Genomic DNA, 21508 nt, shown 5'->3' with positions numbered 1-21508 from the left:
TGAGGTGGGGCTAATTCCGGGCGGTCTACTTGAGGGTGGCCCACTTGGAGTCCAGTGCCTTGGTGACGTCCGCGGGCTTGGCCTCGCCCAGGACCGTCTGCTGGACCTCGGCGAGCATCGCGGCGTCCAGCGGGCTGGTGTTCGCGCCGGGCCAGGCCTGCCAGGTGCACCAGATCTTTCCGGCGACGACGGCCGGGTACATCTTGGCGAGCGCCGGGTCCAGGTTGGGCTTGTACGTCGACGTCGTGGTGATGGAACCGGTGGTGTCGTGGTAGATCTTCGAACCCTTGGCCCCGGCCAGGAAGTTGATCCACTTCTCGGCCGCCACCGGGTTCTTGGCCCGTGAGTTGATCGCGTAGGCGGGAGCGGCGGCACCGGCCCAGTAGTCCTGACCGGCCTGCTCGCCCGGCACCGGCCAGAAGTCGATCTTCATCTTCTTGGCGCCCTGCCGGACCGGGGCGACACCCCAGGAACCCGTGGCGATCATCGCGACCCGGCCGGAGATGAACTCACTCTGGACCTGGTCGCCCTTCAGACCGGCCACGTCCTTGGACACGAGGCCCTTCTGGTAGAGCTGCGCCCAGGAGTCCAGCGAGGGCGTCCACGCCTTGCTGAACGTGGTCTTGCCGTCGTAGATCTGCGTGTCCAGGTCGCCGCCGGCCTGCTGGTCGGCCTGCCCTATCTTGGCCATCACGGTCGTCGAGATGCCGTCCGACGGTTCGAGCAGCGGGCTGATGCCCTTCGCCTTGAGCTTCGCGCACATCGCGAGGAACTCGGCCCAGGTGGCCGGCGGCTTGGTGACGCCGACCTTGGCCAGCAGATCCAGGTTGACCAGGTAGCCGCCGCCCCAGGAGACCGTCGACACGCCGTAGACCTTGCCCTTGTAGGTCTCGGCGGCCTTGTTGAACGGCGAGACCTCGCTCACCGCCTTGAGGTTGGTCAGGTCCTTCACATAGCCGCCGCCGACCTGCTCGGTCTTGTTGCCGAGGATGAACACGTCGGCGGCCTGGTGGGCGAGCAGCCGCTTCTGCAGGGTGTTGATGTAGTCGTCCACCGGGGGCGCGTAGGACATCTTGATCTTGATGCCCGGGTTCTCCTTCTGGAACTCGTTGACCAGCGGCTGCATGGTCGCCTCCGCGTCCCAGGTGAAGAACGTCAGGGTGCCCTTGCCGTCCGCGGAGGCGGTGCTCGATCCGCTCCCGCCACCGCATGCCGCCAGCGTGGCGAGCAGACCGCTCAGGGCGACCGCGGTCGCGATTCTCTGACGTCTCATGACTTGCTCCTGTTGTGATGAGGGTTCTTCTCGAGCGGATTTCTCACTGTGTTCGACACCTGTCTTCACCCGTCCTGAAGCGGGATGCACAAGGGTGCGGAGGCCGGAACGACCCTGGTGATCGACCCGTCCGCCTGGTGGTGCAGAAGGTCGAAGGCGAGCTCGCGGTGGAAGCCGTCGCCGCCGGGGATCGCGAAACGGTGGTAGGCGATGACCCACTCGTCCGTGCCGGGGATGTTGAGGACCGAGTGGTGGCCGGTCGCCAGGATGCCGCGGTCGGCGGCCTTCTCCAGCAGCACACCGCGGTCGGTCCAGGGGCCGAGCGGTCCGGGGCCCGTGGCGTAGAGGACCCGGTAGTTCTCGTCGCGGGTGTCGTCCACGGACCAGGACAAGTAGTACACGTCACCGCGTCTGTGTACATGGGCCGCTTCACGGAAATCCGTGGGCGTCCAACTCACGACCCGGGACGCGTCGAAGGACGTCATGTCCTCGTTGAGCGGCACCCCGTGGGCTGTGCCGTTTCCCCAGTAGAGGTAGGCCGTGCCGTCGTCGTCGGTGAACACCGACGGGTCGATCGCCCGGCCCTCGAAACGGCCGGCCTCGATCAGCGGCCTGCCCAGGTCGCGGAAGGGACCGAGCGGCGAGTCCGCCACGGCCACCCCGATGCTGTCGGTGCGTGCCGTGAAGTACAGGTAGTAGCGCCCGGCGCGGGAGGCGGCGGCCGGCGCCCAGGCGTGCCGCTGTGCCCAGGTCACGTCGCGGCCCAGTTCGAGGACGACTCCGTGGTCGTGCCAGTCGAGCAGGTCGGCCGAGGAGAACGCCCGGAACGCGGTGGCCGCCCACTGGTCACTGCCGTCCGTCGTGGGATAGACGTAGTACCGCCCGTCGAACGCCACGAGTGCGGGGTCCGCGAAATATCCGGGGACGGGGGAGCCGACCGGCATTGCGACGGCGGGTTGATCCGCTGCGAGATCATCCATGTCAGACTGAAATCCTGTCGTTCCGAGGAGGAAGAGAAAAAATTGGTAACGATACAAGACGTCGCCAAAGAGGCCGGCGTCTCGCCGATGACGGTGTCCAACGTCATCAACGACCACCCGAACGTCAGATCCACGACCCGGGCCAAGGTGCTGGAGGCCATAGCCAGGCTCGGCTACACCGTCAACGTGGCCGCCCGCAACCTGCGCCGCGGTCGCACCGGGACGATCGGTCTGGCGGTGCCCGAGGTCGACCGGCCCTACAACGGCCAACTGGCCGCGGAGATCATCAAGGCCGCCGCCGACCAGCAGCTGCGGGTGGTCCTCGAACAGACCGGGGCGTCCCGGGAGAACGAGCTGGACGCGCTCGCGATGTCCCGCAACCGGCTCTACGACGGGCTCATCCTCAGCACCGTCGGCATGGGCCAGGCCGACACCGACCTGTTCCGCACGGACTACCCGGTCGTCCTGCTCGGCGAGCGCATCTTCGAGGGCCCGGTCGACCATGTCGCCATGCCCAACGTGGACGGCGCCCGGGCGGCCACGGCCCACCTGATCGAGAACGGCTGCCGCAGGGTGGCCATCCTCTACGGCCCGCCCTCCGACGAGATCGACATGTCCAGCCTGCGCTTCGCCGGCTACCAGCAGGCGCTGGCCGAGGCCGGACTCGACGTCCACCCCGAACTGGTCGTCCATCTCGACGAGTTCACCATGCGCAGCGGGGCACGGGCCGTCCGTTCCCTGGTCCGCGGCGGGGCCCATTTCGACGGCATCTTCTGTGTGACCGACACCGTCGCGATCGGCGTGCTGCGCGGCCTGGCGGACCTCGACATCGCCGTGCCCGACCAGGTGAAGGTCATCGGCTTCGACGGCATCGACGAAGGCTCGTACACCGTTCCCTCGCTCTCCACCGTCGACCCCGACCACCAGGCCATGGCCCGGGTCGCGGTGGACCGGCTGGTCGCCCGCATCGCGGGACAGACACCGGAGGGCGGGGTGAGGGAACACGTGAGTCCTTTCACCGTCGTGGCCCGGGAGTCCACGGTGGGCCGGACACCCGGCCACTGAGCCGGGGCCCGCCCCTCGGCGGACCGACACCGACGCTATGCCGACGCTCACAGGCACCTCCCCACCGATGGACCGGATCTTGTACCGGGGCATTGCCCCGGCGCGGTGTGTATCGTTACAGTCTGGATCGCCGCTGGCAATGCCCCGGAAATAACGAATTTGACGACACGTGCCGGCCGGAGCCTCACCCCACCGGTTCGGGTCCGCGCCAACTCCCCCAGAGAAGGGGTCACTTATGGGCATCGAAACAGGATCGGCCACCGAGGCCGACAGCAGCCTGACGCCGACCAGCATCGTGGTGGACACCGGTGCGCCGGGCAGGGCCATCTCGCGCGACCTGTGGGGAATCTTCTTCGAGGACATCAACTACTCGGCGGACGGCGGCCTCTACGGCGAGCTGGTGCAGAACCGGTCCTTCGACTACAGCGCGCGGGACCGGCCCGACTGGCACGCCCTGACCGGATGGAGCGTGCGCGCCGAGCCCGCCGACGCCGGGGAGGTGACTCTCCGGACCGAGAACCCGGTCGCCCCGCAGTCATCGCGCTACGCGGTCCTTCGTACCTCCGCGCCGGCCGGAAGCGTCGCGCTGGTGAACGAGGGATTCGACGGGATCAGCGTCACCGAAGGGGGCTCGTACCGCTTCAGCGTGTACGCGCGCTCGTTCTCCGGCGCCCCCGCCGCACTCCGGGTCGAACTGACCGACGAGGACGGGGAGTTGATCGCTGACCTTGGCTTCCCTTCGGTAACCGGCCCATGGGAGTCCTACGAAGGCGTCCTGACCGCCGACCGGTCCTGCGCCGCCGCACGGCTCGTGCTCTCCGTCGACGCCCCCGCCGAGGTCGGCGTCGACTTCGTGTCCCTGTTCCCGACGGACACCTTCGCGGGCGAGCGCAACGGACTGCGCCGAGATCTCGCCGAGGCCATCGCGGAGTTGAAGCCCCGCTTCGTCCGCTTCCCCGGCGGCTGTGTCGCTCACGGCCTCGGCCTGGAGAACATGTACCGCTGGAAGGACACCATCGGTGAACTCCCCTCGCGGCGGCAGAACTTCAACATCTGGGGCTACCACCAGTCCATGGGGATCGGCTACTTCGAGTACTTCCGGTTCTGCGAGCGGATCGGCGCCAAACCGCTGCCGGTGCTCGCCGCCGGGGTGTGCTGCCAGAACACCGAGGGCGGTCCGCGGGCGATCCCCGACGACGAGATGGACGACTACGTCCAGGAAGTGCTCGACCTCGTCGAGTTCGCCAACGGACCCGCCGACTCCCTCTGGGGCGCGCGCCGCGCGGAGCTGGGCCACCCGGAGCCCTTCGGCCTGGAGTACCTGGCCATCGGCAACGAGGACAAGATCAACGCCGTCTTCCGGAACCGGTTCGAGCGCATCTACCAGGCGGTCCGCGGCAAGCACCCCGAACTCACCCTCATCGGCACGGCAGGACCCAGCCCCTTCGGCGACGACTACGAGCAGGGCTGGAGCTTCGCCCGCGACCTCGCCGTGGACCTCGTGGACGAGCATTCGTACAAATCGCCCAAGTGGTTCTTCGAGAACCTCGACCGCTTCGACGCCTACGACCGCGGCGGCCCCGGCGTCTACCTCGGCGAGTACGGCTCCAAGGGCAACACCATGCTCAACGCCCTTGCCGAGGCTGCCTACATGATGGGCATGGAACGCAACGGCGACATCGTCCGCCTCGCCTCCTACGCCCCGCTGCTGGCCAAGCTCGACCGCACCCAGTGGGTCCCGGACCTGATCTACTTCGACAACGAGCGCGTGCTGCCGTCGCTGAACTACTACGTCCAGCAGATGCACGCCACGGCGGTCGGCGACCGCTCCCTGCCGGTCACCGTCACCGGCGCTCCGCAGTTCACCCGCCCACCGCAGCGTGAGGCGTCGGTATCGGTACGGGCCGCCGACGCCGACGTGACGTTCACCGGGCTTCGCCTCAACGGCTCCGAACCGCTGTCGGCCGCCGTCGACGCCGAGACCACCTTGGTCCGCTTCCCCGTGAGCACGGACGACGAGGACTACACGATCACCCTCCAGGCCCGCCAGACCCGAGGCGACGAGGGCTTCGCGGTGGCGTTCGGCGACGTCGACGGCCCCGACCACTTCGAGTGGAGCTTCGGCACCTGGAAGAACCGCTTCCTCAGCCTGTACTACCGGGCCGACGGCGACCTCGACGAGGCCGTCGAGCCGATCCCGTTCTCCGTCGAGACGGATCGCCTGTACGACCTGGAGATCCGGGTACAGGGCCGGGGCCGGCGCATCACCTGTCTGCTGGACGGCGTCGTCGTGCACGACGTGACCAGCCCGGACCGTATCGAGGAGCGCTTCTCCGCCACGGCGGTCCGCGACAGCGACACCGGCACGGTCCACGTCAAGATCGTCAACGCGACCGACCAGACCGTCCGGACGTCCCTCGCCCTCACCGGCGTGACGGGCGCGACGGATGCCTCCCGGACCACGCTGGCGGCCCCGCCGGGCGCGGGCGCCGCGTTCGAGCCGGCCCCGGCCGTGCCGGTCGGCTCCCGGTGCGACCTGTCCGAGCCGGTCAGCGTCGAGCCGTACTCGTTCACGATCCTGTCGCTTCCCGCATGACGTGTCCGCGTGCCCCGCACACGCGGGGCACGCGGACACGTCACACCTCTTGTGCCATATGTCGAACTTGGTACAGGATGTCGAACCATCTCGTTGTATCGATAAAGAGAACACCTTGCGTGGAGGAAGCCGATGGTGAACACCGCGGACGAGACAGCCGGAATCCCGGAAACCTACGTCGTAGGAGTCGACTACGGGACGCTCTCCGGACGGGCCGTGGTGGTCCGCGTCCGCGACGGCGCGGAGCTGGGGACCGCCGAGCACGCCTACCGGCATGCCGTCCTGGACCGGGAACTGCCGGACGGCACCCGGCTGCCCCCGGACTGGGCCCTGCAGGTGCCCTCGGACTACCTCGACGTGCTGCGCCACGCGGTGCCCGAGGCGCTCGCCGCCGCCGGTGTGCCACCGGAGCAGGTGATCGGCATCGGCACGGACTTCACCGCGTGCACGGTGCTGCCGACGCTCGCCGACGGCACACCCCTGTGCGAACTCCCCGGACTCGCCGGCCGCCCGCATGCCTACGTCAAACTCTGGCGCCACCACGCGGCGCAGGCGCAGGCCGACCGCATCACCGAACTCGCCGACGCACGCAAGGAGCCCTGGCTCCAGCGCTACGGCGGGAAGATCTCCTCGGAGTGGGAGTTCGCCAAGGCGCTCCAACTGCTGGAGGAGGACCCCGAACTCTACGAGTTGACCGAGCGCTGGATCGAGGCCGCCGACTGGATCGTCTGGCGGTTGAGCGGCACGTATCTGCGCAACGCCTGCACCGCCGGGTACAAGGGCCAGCTCCAGGAAGGGAGTTACCCCTCCAGTGACTACCTGGCGGCGCTGAACCCCGCCTTCGCCGGCTTCGTGATGGACAAGCTGGACCAGCCGATCGGTCAACTCGGAGCTCGCGCGGGCGGGTTGACTGCGGAGGCTGCGGCGTGGACGGGCCTGCCCGAGGGCATCGCCGTGTGCGTCGGCAACGTCGACGCGCATGTGACGGCGCCCGCGGCGGGAGCGGTGGACCCGGGGCAGATGGTGGCCATCATGGGCACCTCCACCTGCCATGTGATGAGCAGTGACCGGCAGGGCGTGGTGCCGGGCATGTGCGGGGTCGTCGACGGCGGGATTCTGCCGGGTCTTTGGGGTTACGAGGCCGGGCAGAGCGGGGTCGGTGACATCTTCGGCTGGTTCGTGCGCACCGGTTTTCCGGCGTCGTACGCCGAGGAGGCGGCCGCGCTGGGCCGTGACGCGCACGAGCACCTCACCGCCCTCGCGGCCGGACAGCGGGTGGGCGAGCACGGGTTGGTCGCGCTGGACTGGCACAGCGGCAACCGCTCGGTGCTGGTCGACCACGAACTGAGCGGTGTGGTCGTGGGGTTGACGCTGTCGACCCGGCCCGAGGACGTCTACCGGGCACTGCTGGAGGCCACCGCGTTCGGCACCCGGACCATCATCGAGGCCTTCGAGACGTCCGGAGTGCCGGTCGGCGAACTGATCGTCGCGGGCGGGCTGACGAAGAACGCGCTGCTGATGCAGATCTACGCGGACGTCACCCGCCGACCCCTGGGTGTCATCGGCTCCACCCAGGGCCCGGCCCTGGGCGCGGCGATGCACGCGGCGGTCGCCGCCGGGGCCCACACCGACATCCAGGCCGCCGCCCGCTCGATGGGCAAGGCCGACCGGGGCGTCTACCAGCCCGACCCGGAACGCGCCGCGGCCTACGACCGGCTGTATGCCGAATACCGGCTGCTGCACGACTACTTCGGCCGCGGCACCAACGAGGTCATGCACCGCCTGCGCCGCCTCCGCGCCGAGGCATCCGCCTGAGCGTCCCGACAACTCGCCCCGAACTCGCACCACTTGAAAGGCAGAACCCCATCATGGCCTCACTCGGAGAACCGACCACCGGCCGGGAGATCTGGTTTCTCACCGGCAGCCAGGCACTGTACGGCGACGACACCCTGGCCCAGGTCGCCCATCAGTCCCAGCAGATATCCGAACGCCTCGGCGCCGCCGAGGAGATACCCCTGCGGATCGTGTGGAAGCCGGTCCTCACCGACGCCGAGTCGATCCGCAGGCTGTGCCTGGAGGCCAGTGCCTCCGACGACTGCGTGGGGGTGATCGTGTGGATGCACACCTTCTCCCCGGCGAAGATGTGGATCGCCGGACTGAGCGCCCTGGACCGGCCGGTGCTGCACCTGCACACCCAGTACAACCTGTCGCTGCCCTGGTCGAGCATCGACATGAACTTCATGAACCTCAACCAAGCCGCCCACGGCGACCGGGAGTTCGGGCATATCGAGGCACGTGTCGGCGTCAACCGGAAGATCGTCGCCGGGCATGCGACGGACCCGCGCGTGATCCGCCGTATCGCGGCATGGTCGCGGGCCGCCGCCGGCCGGCACGCGGCGCGCACCCTGCGGCTGGCCCGCTTCGGCGACAACATGCGCGACGTCGCCGTGACCGAGGGCGACAAGGTCGAGGCTCAACTCCGGTTCGGTTACTCGGTGAACACCTACGGCGTCAACGACCTGGTCGCGGTCGTCGACGCCGTCGAGGACAAGGCCGTCACGGAACTCGCCGCGCTCTACGAGGAGCAGTACGACGTACGGCCCGCGCTGCGCCCCGGCGGCATCCGCCACGACTCGCTGCGCTACGCCGCACGTCAGGAGATCGGTCTGCGGACCTTCCTGACCGAGGGCGGCTTCACCGCCTTCACCACCAACTTCGAAGACCTGGGCGGGCTGCGGCAGTTGCCCGGTCTCGCCGTCCAGCGGCTGATGGCCGACGGCTACGGCTTCGGCGGCGAAGGGGACTGGAAGACCTCCGCGCTGCTGCGCACGATGAAGGTGATGGGCGCGGGCCGGCCCGGCGGCACCAGCTTTATGGAGGACTACACCTACCACCTCGGTCCGGGTGAACCGCGCATCCTGGGCGCCCACATGCTGGAGGTCTGCCCCTCCATCGCGGCCGGCCGCCCGAGTTGTGAGATCCACGCACTGTCGATCGGCGACCGCGAGGACCCCGTCCGACTGGTCTTCGACGCGGCGCCCGGCCCCGGCGTGGTCGTCGGCCTGGCCGACCTCGGCGACCGCTTCCGCCTCACCGCCAACGTGGTCGACGTGGTCGCGCCCAGCCAACCACTGCCCCAACTGCCCGTCGCCCGGGCGGTATGGAAGCCGCGCCCCTCGCTCGCGGAGTCGGCCGAGAGCTGGCTGCTGGCCGGCGCCCCGCACCACACCGTGCTCAGCTCCGCCGTCGACCTGGAGACGCTGGCCGACTTCGCCGCCATGACCGGCGTCGAACTGCTCACCATCGACGAGAACACCAGCAGCGACCACCTCGCCAAGGAGATCCGCTGGAACGCCGCCTACCACCGCCTCGCCCAGGCCCTGTGAGCCACGCGCCCCGCGCAGAAGGAGACGATCGATGACCGCGCGAGTCCGCGACGGCCTGCGGCAAGAGGTGCTGGACGCCAACCTGGCCATCCCCGAGGTCGGCCTCGCGACCCTGACCTGGGGCAATGTGAGCGGGATCGACCGGGAGGCGGGCGTCTTCGTCATCAAGCCCTCCGGTGTGCCCTACGAGGACCTCACCCTCGACCACCTGGTGACCGTCCGTCTGTCCGACGGCAAGGTTGTCGACGGCGACCTGCGCCCCTCCACCGACACCGAGACCCACCGCTGCCTCTACCTCGCCTTCCCGTCCACCGGCGGGGTCACCCACACCCACTCCACCCACGCGGTCGCCTTCGCCCAGGCCCGCCGCGACATCCCGGTCCTGGGCACCACCCACGCCGACACCTTCAACGGCCCGATCCCCTGCACCCCCGACCTCACGCCGGAGCAGTGCGCCCTGGACTACGAGTACAACACCGGCCGCGTGATCGTCGACATGCTGGCGGAGGACGACCAGAAGGCGGTCGAGGTGCCCGCGGCCCTGGTCGCGAACCACGGTCCCTTCACCTGGGGCGCCACCGCCCGCAAGTCCCTCGAACACGCCATCATCTGCGAGGCGGTCGCCGACATCGCCATCCACACCCTCGCCCTGTCCCCGACCGGCCCACCGCCCCGCCACCTGGTCGAACGCCACTACACCCGCAAACACGGCCCCGACGCCTACTACGGCAACCCGGAGGCGGCGACCGGCGTGTGATCACCGCATCCGCCGCCTCACGGGCGGTTCCAGCCGTCCCCTGTGCGGCTGGAACCGGTGTCATTCCTCCCCTGACTCCCACAGCCCCCTGGGCAGTTCGTCGCCGTAGCGCCACAGGCGGCTGCCGGGGCCGGTCAGGGTGGTGCGGGCGTCGCGTACGAAGGTGCGCAGGGCGTTGTGGCAGCGCGGGTTCCAGTCCCACAGGAAGTCGATCATGTCGTCGACGACGTGGAGCAGCCGCTCCTCGGGGCCGCCGCCCTTGAAGCGGGCCATGAAGGACTGGTCGGTGGCCTGGTCGCCGGTCTGCCGGAAGAACATCGCGGCGTTCGACGTGAGCATCTGACTGAGGAGTTCGACGAGGGCCACGATGTTGTCCGCGGTGTCCGGCTTGCCCGTCGCGAACAGGATGCCCCGGTAGTAGTCGGGCAGCAGTTCCGGGATGTCGCGGGCCGCCGTGCGCCGGACGGGCGGGGTCAGGAGGAAGCGGTCGACGGCGAACGCCAACCGGTCGGCGGTGTGCGCGGTCAGGAACGAGAACATCAGGCCGGCGCCGTCCACGAAGGCGAGCATCGTGCCGTTCGGGAGCCGTCCCAGCCGGGTTCGCGTGATCCGGTCGCGGGTGTACGAGCCCTCCGTCCGTCCTTTGCGGACCACCAGCAGGCGCCCTGAAGTCACCGTCACCACACGGGAGTTGAGGGCTTCCTCCACTGCGATGAGGTGCACCTCCTCGTCGCCGTCCAGGGTCTCGCGCAGGACGTGCTGGTTGTCGGCCAGGCGGCGCCGGGACCGGGTGGTGTCGTTGGCCAGTACGGCGGTGAACGACGGGTCGGGTTCGGGGCGTTGGCCGAAGAGGCTCACTGCCGTCGCCCCGTCAGCCGCTCGAGATGCCGGACAGGGTTCATGAGCCCCTGTCCGCCAGGACGATCTCGGAGACCACCGCGGAAAGGCCCTGCGCCTCCGTGACGCCGAACCGCCGCCGCCCACGTCCGCAGGTCAGTCACCGCGCTTTCCGCAACGTGTTCCACACGCACTCCCTGTTCGCTCGCCGGTGCCCCCAGAAAAGCCCGAACTGCCCACGGAACACGATGTGTTCTGTAACACTCGGACAAGTCCGGACACCCGCGGCAAGCCGCGGACACCGGGTTTCAGGCATGGGCGTGCGGGGGCGGGCATGGATGAAATCGGGCAGGACGAGCATGTCGTCAGACCACGCCGGCCGGTGCCGGACCGGGTCGGCACGCAGAAGGAGCTGGCCACCGCGCTCAGCGCGCTCAAGGACCACTCCGGGCTCTCGATCCGCCGCCTCGCCCAGATCACCGGGGTGTCCCGGGCCACCCTCGGCGGCTACTTCGCCGGCAGTCATCTGCCCCTGGCGACGCTCCCCGACACCCTGCCCACCCTGGTCCGGGCGTGCGGGGTCACCGACCCCGAGGAGATCTCGCTGTGGGTCGAGGCACTGAGCCGGGTCCGCCGCGGCCCCGCACCCCGCCCGGCCGGAGCACCCGCTCCCTATCTGGGGCTCGCCGCGTTCCAACCCCAGGACGCGGAGCGGTTCTTCGGCCGCGAGGCGCTGACCCGTCGGCTGTGCGAGGTTACGGTGGCGCTGCGCGCGGCCGGGGGTGGGTTGCTGGTCGTGGTGGGCGCGTCGGGGGCCGGCAAGTCCTCGCTGCTGCGCGCCGGACTGATCGGCACCCTCCGGGCGGACGGGGTACCGGAGTTGGGCCCGGACATCGTGATCCGGCTCCTCACCCCGGGAGCCCATCCGCTCGCCGCCCTCGATGCCGCCCGGGCGGCGGACGCCGTCGTAGTCCCCCGTACCACCGTGTACGTAGTCGACCAGTTCGAAGAGACATTCACCACCTGCACCGACGAGCAGGAACGCCGTGACTTCATCACCGCGCTCACCCAACTCGCCGCCCCCGGAGGGGAGTCGGCCACCGTCGTGGTGGTCGGGCTGCGCGCCGACTTCTTCGCGCAGGCGTCCCTGCACCCCGTCCTCGTGCCGGTCCTCCAGGACTCGCACCTGGTGGTCGGTCCGATGAACGAGACGGATCTGCGGCTGGCGATGACCGAGCCCGCCCGCCGGGCCGGAGTGGAGTTCGCCGACGGTCTCGCCGATCTGCTGGTCCGGGACCTCGCCCCGCTGTCGGGAGCCTCGGTGCCGACCGGCGACGCGGGTGCGCTGCCCCTGCTCTCGCACGTCCTGCTGACCATGTGGGAACGCGGTCAGGGCCGTACCCTCACCGTCGCGGACTACCGGGACAGCGGCGGTATCCGTGACGCCGTCGCCAACACCGCGGAGACCGCGTATGCCGGACTGCCGCCCGCGCAGCAGGAGTTGGCGCGCCGCGTCTTCATGCGGCTGGTCCATGTCGGGGACGGCTCGGTCGACACCCGGCGCCGGATCGCCCGCGGTGAACTGCTGCTCGCCGAGGACGAACCCGATGCCGTACGCGAGGTGCTCGACGCCTTCATCACGCGGCGGCTGCTCACCGCGGACCGGGAGCACATTGAGTTCAGCCACGAGATCCTCGTCCAGGCCTGGCCCCGATTACGGGACTGGATCGACGCCGACCGGGACGGCCTGCGGATCCACCGCCGCCTCACCGACGACGCCGAACGGTGGCGGGACAACGGCCGCGACCCCGGCCTGCTCTACCGGGGCGGTCTGCTGTCCGCCGTCGAGGACTGGCTGGCCGGAGCGGGACGGTCCGCCGACATCAACAGCCGCGAGCGGGAGTTCCTGGTCGAGAGCCGTGGCCTGGCCGCCGCCGAACGGATCACGGCCGCCCGGGGTATCCGTCTGCGCCGCCAACTCCTCGGCATTCTCACGGTGTTGCTCGTCCTGGCCGGACTGCTCGCCGGAGTGGCCGTCGTCCAGAAGCGGTCCGCCGACCGGCAGCGTTCCGCCGCGTTGACCGCGCGCGACATCGCGCTGTCCCGTCAAATCGCCACCGAAGCCGACGACTTACGCAAGCAGGACATCGGCCTGGCGGCCCAACTCTCCCTCACCGCATACCGAACCTCACCCACCCCCGAAGCCCGCGCCAGCCTCCTCGGCGCCTTCGCCGTACCGCAGGTCACCCGCCTTCTCGGGCAGCACGGCGCCCTCCAGTCACTGGCCCTGTCGGCCGACGGACACACCCTCGTCGCAGGCGGCGTCGACCCGAGCGTGCGCCGCTGGAACATCACCGACCGGGCCGCACCCCGGACCCTCGGCACCCCCCTCAGCAAAGGCAAGCAGGCCGTCTACGCGGTCGCCCTCAGCCGCGACGGCCGCCTGCTCGCCGCCGCGGGCGCCGACCGAACGGTGTGGCTGTGGGCCCTGAACGGCACCCGTGCCCAGTCCCTCGGCGCGCTCCCGGACCCTCCCGCCGACACCGTCTACTCCCTTGCGCTCAGCCCCGACGGCCGCACTCTGGCGGCGGGCGGCGCCGACCGGACCGTACGCCTGTGGGACATCCACGACCCGCGCCACCCGACGTCCCTCGGCACCCCTCTCGTCGGCGGAACGGGCTACGTCCAGTCCGTCGCGTTCGCCCCCGACAGCCGCACCCTGGCCGCCGGGGACGCCGACCACACCGCGCGCCTGTGGGACGTGACCGATCCCCGCCACCCGCGCGGCCTCGGCAAGCCGCTCGGTGCCGACGACGACGTGCTCGCCGTCGCCTTCAGCCCGGTCGGCCATCTGCTCGCGGTGGGTGCCTCGGACGGGTCGGTGCGGTTGTGGAACGTGACCCGGCCCGCACGCCCCGACCCCAGTCCGCTCCGGCTCAACGGACCGACGACCTGGGTGAACGCGCTCGTCTTCAGCCCCGACGGCAGCACGCTGGCCGGCGGCGGATCCGACAACGCCGTATGGCTGTGGTCCACCACCACCGGTTCGGCGCTGATGACCCTGCCGCACCCCAGCCATGTCACCGCGGCCGCCTTCCTCCCCGACGGCCACACCCTCGCCACGGCGGCCGCGGACGGCCAGGCCCGGCTGTGGGACCTGCGGGTACCGGCACTGCCCGGCACCGCCGACCCCGCCTTCTTCCTCGCCTACCGCGGGTCGGGCCATCTCCTCGCCGTCGCCCGGTCCGGCGGCCCGGTCACGCTCTGGCGGACCGGCGACCCGCGCGTACCGGTCCAGGCAGGACCCGCCATCGCCGACCCGGCCCACCCGCACAGCTTCTCCGGCGCCGCCGCCTTCAGCGGAGACGGGGAACTCCTGGCGATCGGGGGCGGCGACGGAACCGTGGAGATATGGAACGTCGCGGACCCGGCGCACCCGCGATACGTCAGCACGCTGCGCGGCCCCACCAAGACCGTCCAGTCCGTGGTCTTCGACCCGGTCGGCCAGGTGCTCGCGGTCGGCACCAGCTCCGCGGAGTTGTGGCTCTGGGACCTCACGACCCCCACCCGTCCCGTACCGCTGCCGCGTCTCGCCACCAGCACCGACAACTACGTCATGTCGGTCGCGTTCAGCCCGGACGGCCGGCTGCTCGTCGCGGGCGGCACCGACAAGCTGGTGCGGGTCTGGAATGTCAGCGCACCACGGCGGGCCAAGGCCGTCGGCACGCTCGGCGGGTTCGGGAACTTCGTCTCCTCCGTGGCGTTCGCCCCGAGCGGGGGACTGCTCGCGGCGGGCAGCGCCGACAACACCGTGCGGCTGTGGCGGATGTCGGGAGCCGGTCGCCCGGGCGCGCTCGGCGCGGCCCTCACCGGGCCCAAAGGGTATGTCTACAGCGTGCAGTTCGGGACGGACGGCCGCAGCCTCGCGGCCGGCAGCGGTGACGGCGGCATCCGGGTCTGGGACACCACGATCCCGGCCCGTCCCGTGCTCCTCGCCGCCCTCACCGCACCCGAAGGCGCCACCTACGCCGTGGCCTTCGACCCGCAGAACGGCACCCTCGCCAGCGCCGGGTCCGCCGCCGCGGCACACCTGTGGACCATGGACCCCGAGGCCGTCGCCCGCCTCGTCTGTGCCACGGCGGGGGACCCGCCCACCCGGGCCGAATGGACGGAGTACGTCGGCGCGTCCAGCCCGGCACGGCCCTGCGGCGCGCTGCCCGACAGATGACGAGCGCGCGTCTCTTGGACTGTAGGTATAGTCATTGGACACACAGTCTGAAGTCGCGAGGTGGGAATGACGGACGGCAATCCGGCCCCGGACGCCGAACGGGACGCGATCATCGGCGCGTTGAGGCCCGTCGTCGACGGGATCGCGGCCACGTTCGGCCCCGTCTGCGAGGTGGTCCTGCACGACTACCGCACCCCGGAGAAGTCGGTGGTCGCCGTTGCCGGAGCCCTGACCGGGCGCTCGGTGGGCGGCGCGATGAGCGAGATCGGGCTGCGGGTGCTGGCGCGCGGGGACGAGGCCGCCGACGAGCTGAACTACCTCACCCGGACCAAGGGCGGCCACCAGCTCAAGTCGTCCACGATGGTGCTGCGCGACTCCACGGGCGCGGTGTTTGGCGCGCTGTGCGTCAACGTCGACGTCACCGCCGTACAGCAGGCGCAGGCCCTGCTGGCCGGGATCGGAGCGGGGGCCGTGGCGGAGGCGTCGACCACCACCACCTTCGGCAACGACATCGACTCCGTCGTCGAGGCCATCGTCGACACCCATCAGCTACGGCAGAGCCGGACGTGGGCCCAACTCGACCGTGCCCAGCGACTGGAGCTGTTCCGCAGCCTCGACGAGCACGGGGTCTTCGCCGTACGGCGGGCCATCGAGCAGGTCGCCGTCCGGCTGGGCATCTCCCGGGCGTCCGCCTACAGCTACCTCGCGCAGGCCCGGGCGGCGACGGCCACGCCTGCCGATCCCGATTCCGCTTCCACTGGAGGAGACGCGTGACGACCAGCACCCCGCTCATCACTCTCGACGACGTCCGCGACGCCGCCGCTCAGATCAAGGGCGCCGCCCACCGCACACCGGTGCTGCGCTCGCGCACCCTCGACCGACTCGTCGGCGCCGAGGTGTTCCTGAAGTGCGAGAACTTCCAGCGGATCGGCGCCTTCAAGTTCCGCGGCGCCTACAACGCGGCCTCCCGGCTGACACCGGAGCAACTGGCCCGGGGCATCGCCGCCTACTCCTCCGGCAACCACGCCCAGGCCGTCGCCCTCGCCGCCCGCGAACTCGGCACCACCGCCGTGATCCTCATGCCCGAGGACGTCCCCGCTTCGAAGCGGGCCGCCACCGAGGGGTACGGCGCCGAGATCGTCACCTACGACCGCTACACCGGCGACCGGGAAGCCATCGGTCAGGCACTCGCGGCCGAGCGCGGGCTCTGCCTCATCCCGCCGTACGAGCATCCGCACGTCATGGCGGGGCAGGGCACGGCGGCACTCGAACTCGTGGAGGAAGTGGGTGAGTTGGACGCCGTGCTGACGCCCGTGGGCGGCGGCGGACTGATCGCCGGGACGGCCACCGCCGTCAAGGGGCTGCACCCGGGCACCCGCGTGATCGGTGTCGAGCCGGAGGCCGGGGACGACACCAAGCGGTCCCTGGAGGCGGGCCGGCGCGTGAGCATTCCGGTGCCGCGCACCATCGCCGACGGGCAGGCGGCCGAGACGCCCGGCGAGCTGACCTTCTCCGTGAACCGACGGCTGGTCGACGAGATCGCGTTGGTGAGCGACGAGGAGATCAAGGCCGCGATGCGGTTCGCCTTCGAGCGGCTGAAGATCGTCGTCGAACCGAGCGGCGCCACCCCGCTGGCCGCGCTCCTCGCCGGACGTGCGGGCCGGGTCACCGGCCGGGTGGGGATGATCGTCTCGGGCGGCAACATCGACAGCGAGCGTTTCGCGCGGTTGTGCACCGGCGGCGCGTTGTGACGGTGTCCCCGTAGGTGTTCCCCCGAATGGCGCTCCCGGGTGGACAGGAAGACGATGGAGTGGTGGGGCGCGGCCCCCGCCGGAGCGCCGGCGCCGTTCGGGGCCGCCGGGAGACGGAGACCGGCCCGGGCCGTGCGGCGCACGGCCGGAATGGAGGCAGCCGTCATGCTGGAAGTGAAGACGGTCGAGAAGCCGGACGAGCGACGTGACTTCCCCCGCGGCCACCTCGAAGCCGTCCACCTCAGCGGACTCGACTTCGCGGTGGGCACCTTCGAGCCGGGCTGGCGCTGGTCCGAGTCCGTGGGTCCGATCGCGGGCACCAAGAGTTGCGAGATCCACCACAACGGTTATGTGGTCCAGGGGCGGATGCACCTCGTCATGGACGAAGGCGGCGAGGGCGAAGTAGGCCCCGGAGACGTCTTCGTCTGTCCGCCCGGACACGACGCATGGGTAGTCGGCGACGAACAGGTGATCGTGTACGACTTCGCCGGCGCCATGGCCACGGACTACGCGAAGGCCCCGTAGTCCCTCCGGATATACGCGCCCTGTGGCACCGCACCCGCCGGGCGCGTATGTCATGCCCGGTACTCGACGACCCGATCCTCGGCGTACGCGACGGCCTCCGCGTGTCCGAACAGGCCGGGCAGTCCGCCCGTGTGCACGAACACGGTCCGCTCGCCGGGCCTGATGTCACCGTCGCGGACGGCCGCGATCAGACCGGCCATCGCCCGTCCCGTGTACGTCGGGTCGAGCACGAGCCCGGCGGTGCGCGCGGCGAGGGCGAGGGCTTCGGCGGTCGCGGTGGTGAGCGTGGAGTAGCCGGCGCCGATCTGGTCCCGACGTATCCGCAGTCCGTCTGGTGAGCTCAGTCCGGCGAATTCGCTTACGGCCAGGGCAGGTTCGGGCAGCGCGCCGACGTCGACCCCGAGCACCGCCTCCGTCCCGAGCGCGACCACCAGCCCAGCCATCGTGCCGCCCGAACCCAACGCCACGACGGCGGTACGGAGATCGGGTAGCCGGCGGCGCAACTCCTCGCCGCAGCGCGCGTATCCGCGTGCGCCGAGCGCGCTGGAACCGCCGAACGGGATCAGGGCGGGCATGGCACCGGCGCTCCGCAGTTGTTCGCCGACCTCGGCCGCCGCCCGGTCCAGTCCGGCCTGGTCCACCTCGCCCGCCCAGGCGATCCGGGCGCCGAACAGCCCGTCGAGGGCGAGGTTCCCCGAGCGTGAGACACCCGGCGATCCGCGCAGCACCAGCACCACGTCCAGGCCCAGCCGGGCTCCGGCGGCCGCGGTCAGACGGGCGTGGTTGCTCTGCGGGGCGCCGGTGGTGACCAGGGTGTCCGCGCCCCCGGCGAGCGCCGCGCCCACGGTCCACTCCAGTTTGCGGATCTTGTTGCCGCCGCCTCCGAGGCCGGTCAGGTCGTCGCGCTTGATCCAGAGGTCGTCCGGGCCGAGCCCGATCGCGGTGGCCAGCCGGGGCGCCGGTTCGACGGGCGTGGGGAAGGTGGCCAGTTCCACGTGGGGGTCGCTCATGCCGTACATCATCGCGCGCTGGGGCAGCCTGCCCACTTGCTCATGGAAACCGATCGGTTTACAGTGGTCGAGCGGGGTAAACCGATCGGTTTCCAAGTCGCGTTCCGTACGGCTGCCGCGGATGCCCCAGCTCCGGGAGATCTCCATGACCAGCATCGAAGGTTCCGTCGTCCTCGTCACCGGTGGCAGCCGCGGCATCGGCCGCGCACTGGTGACCGCCCTGTACGAGCGCGGCGCCAAGAAGGTGTACGCCACCGCCCGCGACCCGAAGACCGTCACCCACCCGGACGCCGTGCCGCTGGCGCTGGAGGTCAGCGACCCCGCGTCCGTCGCGGCGGCGGCCGAACAGGCACAGGACGTCACCATCTTGATCAACAACGCCGGTGCCTCGGTGAACGCGAACTTCCTCGACTCGCCCGTCGAGGACATCCGCCGCGAGTTCGAGACCAACTTCTATGGACCCCTGCTGGTGACGCGCGCCTTCGTGCCGATCATCGAGCGCAACGGCGGCGGCCACCTCCTCAACTTCCACTCGGTGCTGTCCTGGGTCGGCATCGCCGGCTCCTACAGCGCCTCCAAGGCCGCCTTCTGGTCGCAGACCAACTCCCTGCGCCTGGACCTGAAGCCGCGCGGCATCGAGGTCACCGGGCTGCATGTCGGCTACGTCGACACCGACATGGCCGCACATGTCGACGCGCCCAAGTCCACGCCCGAGAGCGTGGCGGCACAGGCCCTCGACGGCATCGAGTCCGGCGCCTTCGAGGTACTGGCCGACGACCTGACCCGGCAGGTCAAGGCCGGGCTGTCCGCCGAAGGGGGCGCGCTCTACCCGCAGTTGACGGCGGTCTAGTCAGACCGGCAGCAACTTCCCGACCAGCACGCTGAGTTGCTGGGCGTTGCGGCACTCGTGCATCTCGACCAGCTCCGCGTAGTCGGGCGCGGCCGAGTCGCCGGTGCCCCACCGGGAGCGCTGCTCGGGGTTCAACCAGTAGACGCGGCGCGCCCGTTGTGCGATGTGCCGCACGGCCGGGAGATTCGGGTCGCTCATGTTGGTGCGGGCGTCACCGAGGACGAACACGGTCGTGCGCGGGCCGACCGCGTCACCGTAGCGCTCCGCGAACTCGCCCAGGGCGACGCCGTAGTCGCTGCTGCCGTGCCAGCCGGTGAGGGTGGCCTCGTCGCGGATGCGGGTGCCGAGCCCCTCGGGGTCCGCCGTGCCGTGCACAAGGAGTGGGGTCACCTCGTCGAGCCGGTTGACGAAGGCGAACACGCGCACCTTGCTGAACTGGTCGTGCAGCGCCTGCACCAGCAGCATCGTGAAATCGGAGAACCCCGACACCGAGCCCGACACATCGCACAGCAGCACCAGTTCGGGCCGGACCGGCCGGCGTCGGCGCAGCACCGGCCGCATCGGCACCCCGCCCGTGGACAGTGATCCGCGCAGGGTGCGCCGGAGATCGATCGTGCCCCGCGAGGCGCGTCGGCGGCGCGCGGCGAGACGGGTGGCCAGCTTCCGGGCCAGCGGCTGAACCGCCCTGCGCAGCTCGGCCAGTTGGGCCCGTCCGGCGAACAGGAAGTCGACGCGGTCGGCCGTCGGCGCCACCGCCCGCCGGGCGATCTCGTCCCGGCCGCGCCGCTCGGCGACCCGGCGCCGCGCCTCGGCGGCGACCTGCCGCCGGAAGCCCTCGATGCGCTGCCGGATCTCGTCGTCGAGCAGCCGGTCGGTGAACCCGGCGTCCCCGCCCTGCGCCCGGATGCTCGTCCGTACCCGGGCCAGCAGCGTCTGCGGTCGCAGCCACTCCAGGGTCTGGTGCGACGACCAGCCGTCCGACGCGGGGGAGTTGCCGTAACCGCCGAAACCGTCCACGGCCTCCGCCGCCAACTGCCCCATCAGGGCTTGGTCGTTGGCGGTGAGCGCCGCCGCGAGCCGGTCGCGAAGGTCGTCGCGGCTGGTGGGCTCGCCCCGCGGTGCTCCGATGCCGCGCGGGAAGTAGAGGTCGAAGACCGGGTCGAACACGGGGCGTTGGGCTGTCCCGTGCAGCAGTGTCGCGGCCAGTCCCTCGCGGAGCAGCTCGCGGTCCGCGAACCCGAGGGCCTCCATCGCCAGCGCCGCGTCCACGGTCTCGCCGGTCCCGATGCGCAGACCGTGCGCGCGCAGCGCACCGACGAGGCCCGTCAGCCGCTCGGCGACATCGGTGGCGGTCACACGGCGTCCAGGTCGAGCTTGGCAGCCGCCCTGAGGATGTCGTCCTGGTGCTTGAGGAGCACGCCGAGAGTGTCGCGTACCACCGCCTCGTCGAGCGTGTCCGCGCCGAGCGCCAGCAGGGTGCGGGCCCAGTCGATGGTCTCGGCCACCGACGGCACCTTCCGCAGCTCCATCTCCCGCAGCGCCCCGACCACCCGCACCACCGACCCGGCCAGCGCCTCGCCGAGCCCCGGCACCTTCAGCCGTACGATCCGACGCTCCAACTCCTCGTCGGGGAAGCCGATATGGAGGAACAGGCAGCGGCGGCGCAGGGCCTCGGAGAGTTCACGGCTCGCGTTCGAGGTGAGGACCACGAAGGGGCGGCGGGTCGCGGTGATCGTGCCCAACTCCGGGACGGTGACCTGGAAGTCGCTCAGCACCTCCAGCAGCAGGCCCTCCACCTCGACGTCCGCCTTGTCGGTCTCGTCGATGAGCAGCACCTTCGGGCCTTCGCCGCGGATCGCCGTGAGCAGCGGGCGGGGGAGCAGGAACTCCTCGCTGAAGATGTCGGTGCGCGTCTCGTCCCAGCTCTCGTCGCGGCCCGCGCTGATCCGCAGCAACTGCTTGGCGTGGTTCCACTCGTACAGCGCCCGGGACTCGTCGACGCCCTCGTAGCACTGGAGCCGGACCAGTTCCGCTCCCGCGACCTCGGCGACGGCCTTGGCCAGCTCCGTCTTGCCGACACCGGCCGGGCCCTCGACGAGGAGCGGCTTGCCGAGACGGTCGGCGAGGAAGACGGTCGTGGCGACCGCGGGCGAGGCCAGATAGCCGGTCTCGGCGAGGCGCGCGGCGACTTCGTCGACGGAACGGAACAACGGGGCCTCCGGCGGATCACGGGTGGTGCATCGGCAGCGG

Annotated in this window: 16 protein-coding genes; 10 read left to right on the top strand and 6 right to left on the bottom strand. The window is 70.7% G+C overall.

From position 1 onward, the window contains the following. Positions 1-25: 25 nt before the first annotated feature. Positions 26-1273, bottom strand: a complete 1248-nt coding sequence (locus tag AB0M63_RS24170) for an extracellular solute-binding protein (protein WP_355924306.1) — start codon at positions 1271-1273, stop codon at positions 26-28. 65 nt (positions 1274-1338) lie between these two features. Next, on the bottom strand, positions 1339-2253 hold the full coding sequence (locus AB0M63_RS24165) for a family 43 glycosylhydrolase (protein WP_355924304.1): 915 nt from the start codon (positions 2251-2253) through the stop codon (positions 1339-1341). Positions 2254-2295: 42 nt separating this feature from the next. Here AB0M63_RS24165 and AB0M63_RS24160 point away from each other — a divergent pair, with 42 nt between their 5' ends. The 5 genes from AB0M63_RS24160 (at position 2296) to araD (ending at position 10057) form a co-directional block, all read left to right on the top strand. Then, entirely contained in the window at positions 2296-3318 is a 1023-nt protein-coding gene (locus AB0M63_RS24160) for a LacI family DNA-binding transcriptional regulator (protein ID WP_355924302.1), read from the top strand. Between the two features lie 235 nt (positions 3319-3553). Then, positions 3554-5914: an alpha-L-arabinofuranosidase C-terminal domain-containing protein gene (locus AB0M63_RS24155; protein WP_366020832.1), complete on the top strand. Its 2361-nt coding sequence runs from the start codon at positions 3554-3556 to the stop codon at positions 5912-5914. 132 nt (positions 5915-6046) lie between these two features. After that, entirely contained in the window at positions 6047-7729 is a 1683-nt protein-coding gene (araB, locus tag AB0M63_RS24150) for a ribulokinase (protein ID WP_355910851.1), read from the top strand. 53 nt (positions 7730-7782) lie between these two features. After that, a complete protein-coding gene (gene araA, locus AB0M63_RS24145) occupies positions 7783-9300 on the top strand; it encodes an L-arabinose isomerase (protein ID WP_366020831.1) in 1518 nt (505 codons plus the stop codon). A gap of 31 nt (positions 9301-9331) precedes the next feature. Further along, positions 9332-10057, top strand: coding sequence for an L-ribulose-5-phosphate 4-epimerase AraD (gene araD, locus AB0M63_RS24140; RefSeq protein ID WP_355910856.1), 726 nt, complete (start codon positions 9332-9334; stop codon positions 10055-10057). Between the two features lie 60 nt (positions 10058-10117). Here araD and AB0M63_RS24135 read toward each other — a convergent pair whose 3' ends face one another. Then, positions 10118-10915, bottom strand: coding sequence for a hypothetical protein (locus tag AB0M63_RS24135; protein WP_366020830.1), 798 nt, complete (start codon positions 10913-10915; stop codon positions 10118-10120). A 313-nt stretch (positions 10916-11228) separates the two neighbouring features. Between AB0M63_RS24135 and AB0M63_RS24130 the strand changes: the two genes are divergently transcribed. The 4 genes from AB0M63_RS24130 (at position 11229) to AB0M63_RS24115 (ending at position 17398) form a co-directional block, all read left to right on the top strand. Next, positions 11229-15122, top strand: a complete 3894-nt coding sequence (locus AB0M63_RS24130; RefSeq protein ID WP_366020829.1) for a helix-turn-helix domain-containing protein — start codon at positions 11229-11231, stop codon at positions 15120-15122. 66 nt (positions 15123-15188) lie between these two features. Continuing rightward, entirely contained in the window at positions 15189-15896 is a 708-nt protein-coding gene (locus AB0M63_RS24125; RefSeq protein ID WP_366020828.1) for a helix-turn-helix transcriptional regulator, read from the top strand. Further along, positions 15893-16873, top strand: a complete 981-nt coding sequence (locus AB0M63_RS24120; RefSeq protein WP_366020827.1) for a threo-3-hydroxy-L-aspartate ammonia-lyase — start codon at positions 15893-15895, stop codon at positions 16871-16873. The genes AB0M63_RS24125 and AB0M63_RS24120 overlap by 4 nt, the downstream gene beginning before the upstream one ends. 165 nt (positions 16874-17038) lie before the next feature. Continuing rightward, positions 17039-17398: a cupin domain-containing protein gene (locus AB0M63_RS24115; protein WP_355910871.1), complete on the top strand. Its 360-nt coding sequence runs from the start codon at positions 17039-17041 to the stop codon at positions 17396-17398. A gap of 50 nt (positions 17399-17448) precedes the next feature. On the opposite strand, the gene AB0M63_RS24110 is transcribed toward AB0M63_RS24115, so the two are convergent. Then, on the bottom strand, positions 17449-18408 hold the full coding sequence (locus AB0M63_RS24110) for a pyridoxal-phosphate dependent enzyme (protein WP_366020826.1): 960 nt from the start codon (positions 18406-18408) through the stop codon (positions 17449-17451). Between the two features lie 145 nt (positions 18409-18553). Between AB0M63_RS24110 and AB0M63_RS24105 the strand changes: the two genes are divergently transcribed. Further along, a complete protein-coding gene (locus AB0M63_RS24105) occupies positions 18554-19258 on the top strand; it encodes an SDR family oxidoreductase (RefSeq protein WP_355910877.1) in 705 nt (234 codons plus the stop codon). On the opposite strand, the gene AB0M63_RS24100 is transcribed toward AB0M63_RS24105, so the two are convergent. Together AB0M63_RS24100 and AB0M63_RS24095 are read right to left on the bottom strand one after the other, a co-directional pair. Next, positions 19259-20614: a VWA domain-containing protein gene (locus AB0M63_RS24100; protein WP_366020825.1), complete on the bottom strand. Its 1356-nt coding sequence runs from the start codon at positions 20612-20614 to the stop codon at positions 19259-19261. It abuts the gene before it with no gap. Next, the gene (locus AB0M63_RS24095) at positions 20611-21468 is read right to left on the bottom strand and encodes a MoxR family ATPase (protein WP_366020824.1); all 858 of its coding nucleotides are present in this window, start codon (positions 21466-21468) and stop codon (positions 20611-20613) included. Before AB0M63_RS24095 ends, AB0M63_RS24100 begins: the two co-directional genes overlap by 4 nt. Positions 21469-21508 lie beyond the last annotated feature (40 nt).

It is taken from the genome of Streptomyces sp. NPDC051576, assembly GCF_040681835.1.
In the GTDB taxonomy this organism is placed as follows: domain Bacteria; phylum Actinomycetota; class Actinomycetes; order Streptomycetales; family Streptomycetaceae; genus Streptomyces.
Note: the sequence above shows the minus strand (reverse complement) of the source record. Positions and strands in the feature narration are given on the sequence as shown.

Excerpts from the sequence above, each read along its gene's own strand:
- AB0M63_RS24125 (WP_366020828.1), top strand. The coding sequence starts at position 15,189 with ATGACGGACGGCAATCCGGCCCCGGACGCCGAACGGGACGCGATCATC.
- AB0M63_RS24155 (WP_366020832.1), top strand. The coding sequence starts at position 3,554 with ATGGGCATCGAAACAGGATCGGCCACCGAGGCCGACAGCAGCCTGACG.
- araB (WP_355910851.1), top strand. The coding sequence starts at position 6,047 with ATGGTGAACACCGCGGACGAGACAGCCGGAATCCCGGAAACCTACGTC.
- AB0M63_RS24115 (WP_355910871.1), top strand. The coding sequence starts at position 17,039 with ATGCTGGAAGTGAAGACGGTCGAGAAGCCGGACGAGCGACGTGACTTC.
- AB0M63_RS24130 (WP_366020829.1), top strand. The coding sequence starts at position 11,229 with ATGGATGAAATCGGGCAGGACGAGCATGTCGTCAGACCACGCCGGCCG.
- AB0M63_RS24110 (WP_366020826.1), bottom strand. The coding sequence starts at position 18,408 with ATGAGCGACCCCCACGTGGAACTGGCCACCTTCCCCACGCCCGTCGAA.
- AB0M63_RS24105 (WP_355910877.1), top strand. The coding sequence starts at position 18,554 with ATGACCAGCATCGAAGGTTCCGTCGTCCTCGTCACCGGTGGCAGCCGC.
- araA (WP_366020831.1), top strand. The coding sequence starts at position 7,783 with ATGGCCTCACTCGGAGAACCGACCACCGGCCGGGAGATCTGGTTTCTC.
- AB0M63_RS24165 (WP_355924304.1), bottom strand. The coding sequence starts at position 2,253 with ATGGATGATCTCGCAGCGGATCAACCCGCCGTCGCAATGCCGGTCGGC.
- araD (WP_355910856.1), top strand. The coding sequence starts at position 9,332 with ATGACCGCGCGAGTCCGCGACGGCCTGCGGCAAGAGGTGCTGGACGCC.
- AB0M63_RS24170 (WP_355924306.1), bottom strand. The coding sequence starts at position 1,273 with ATGAGACGTCAGAGAATCGCGACCGCGGTCGCCCTGAGCGGTCTGCTC.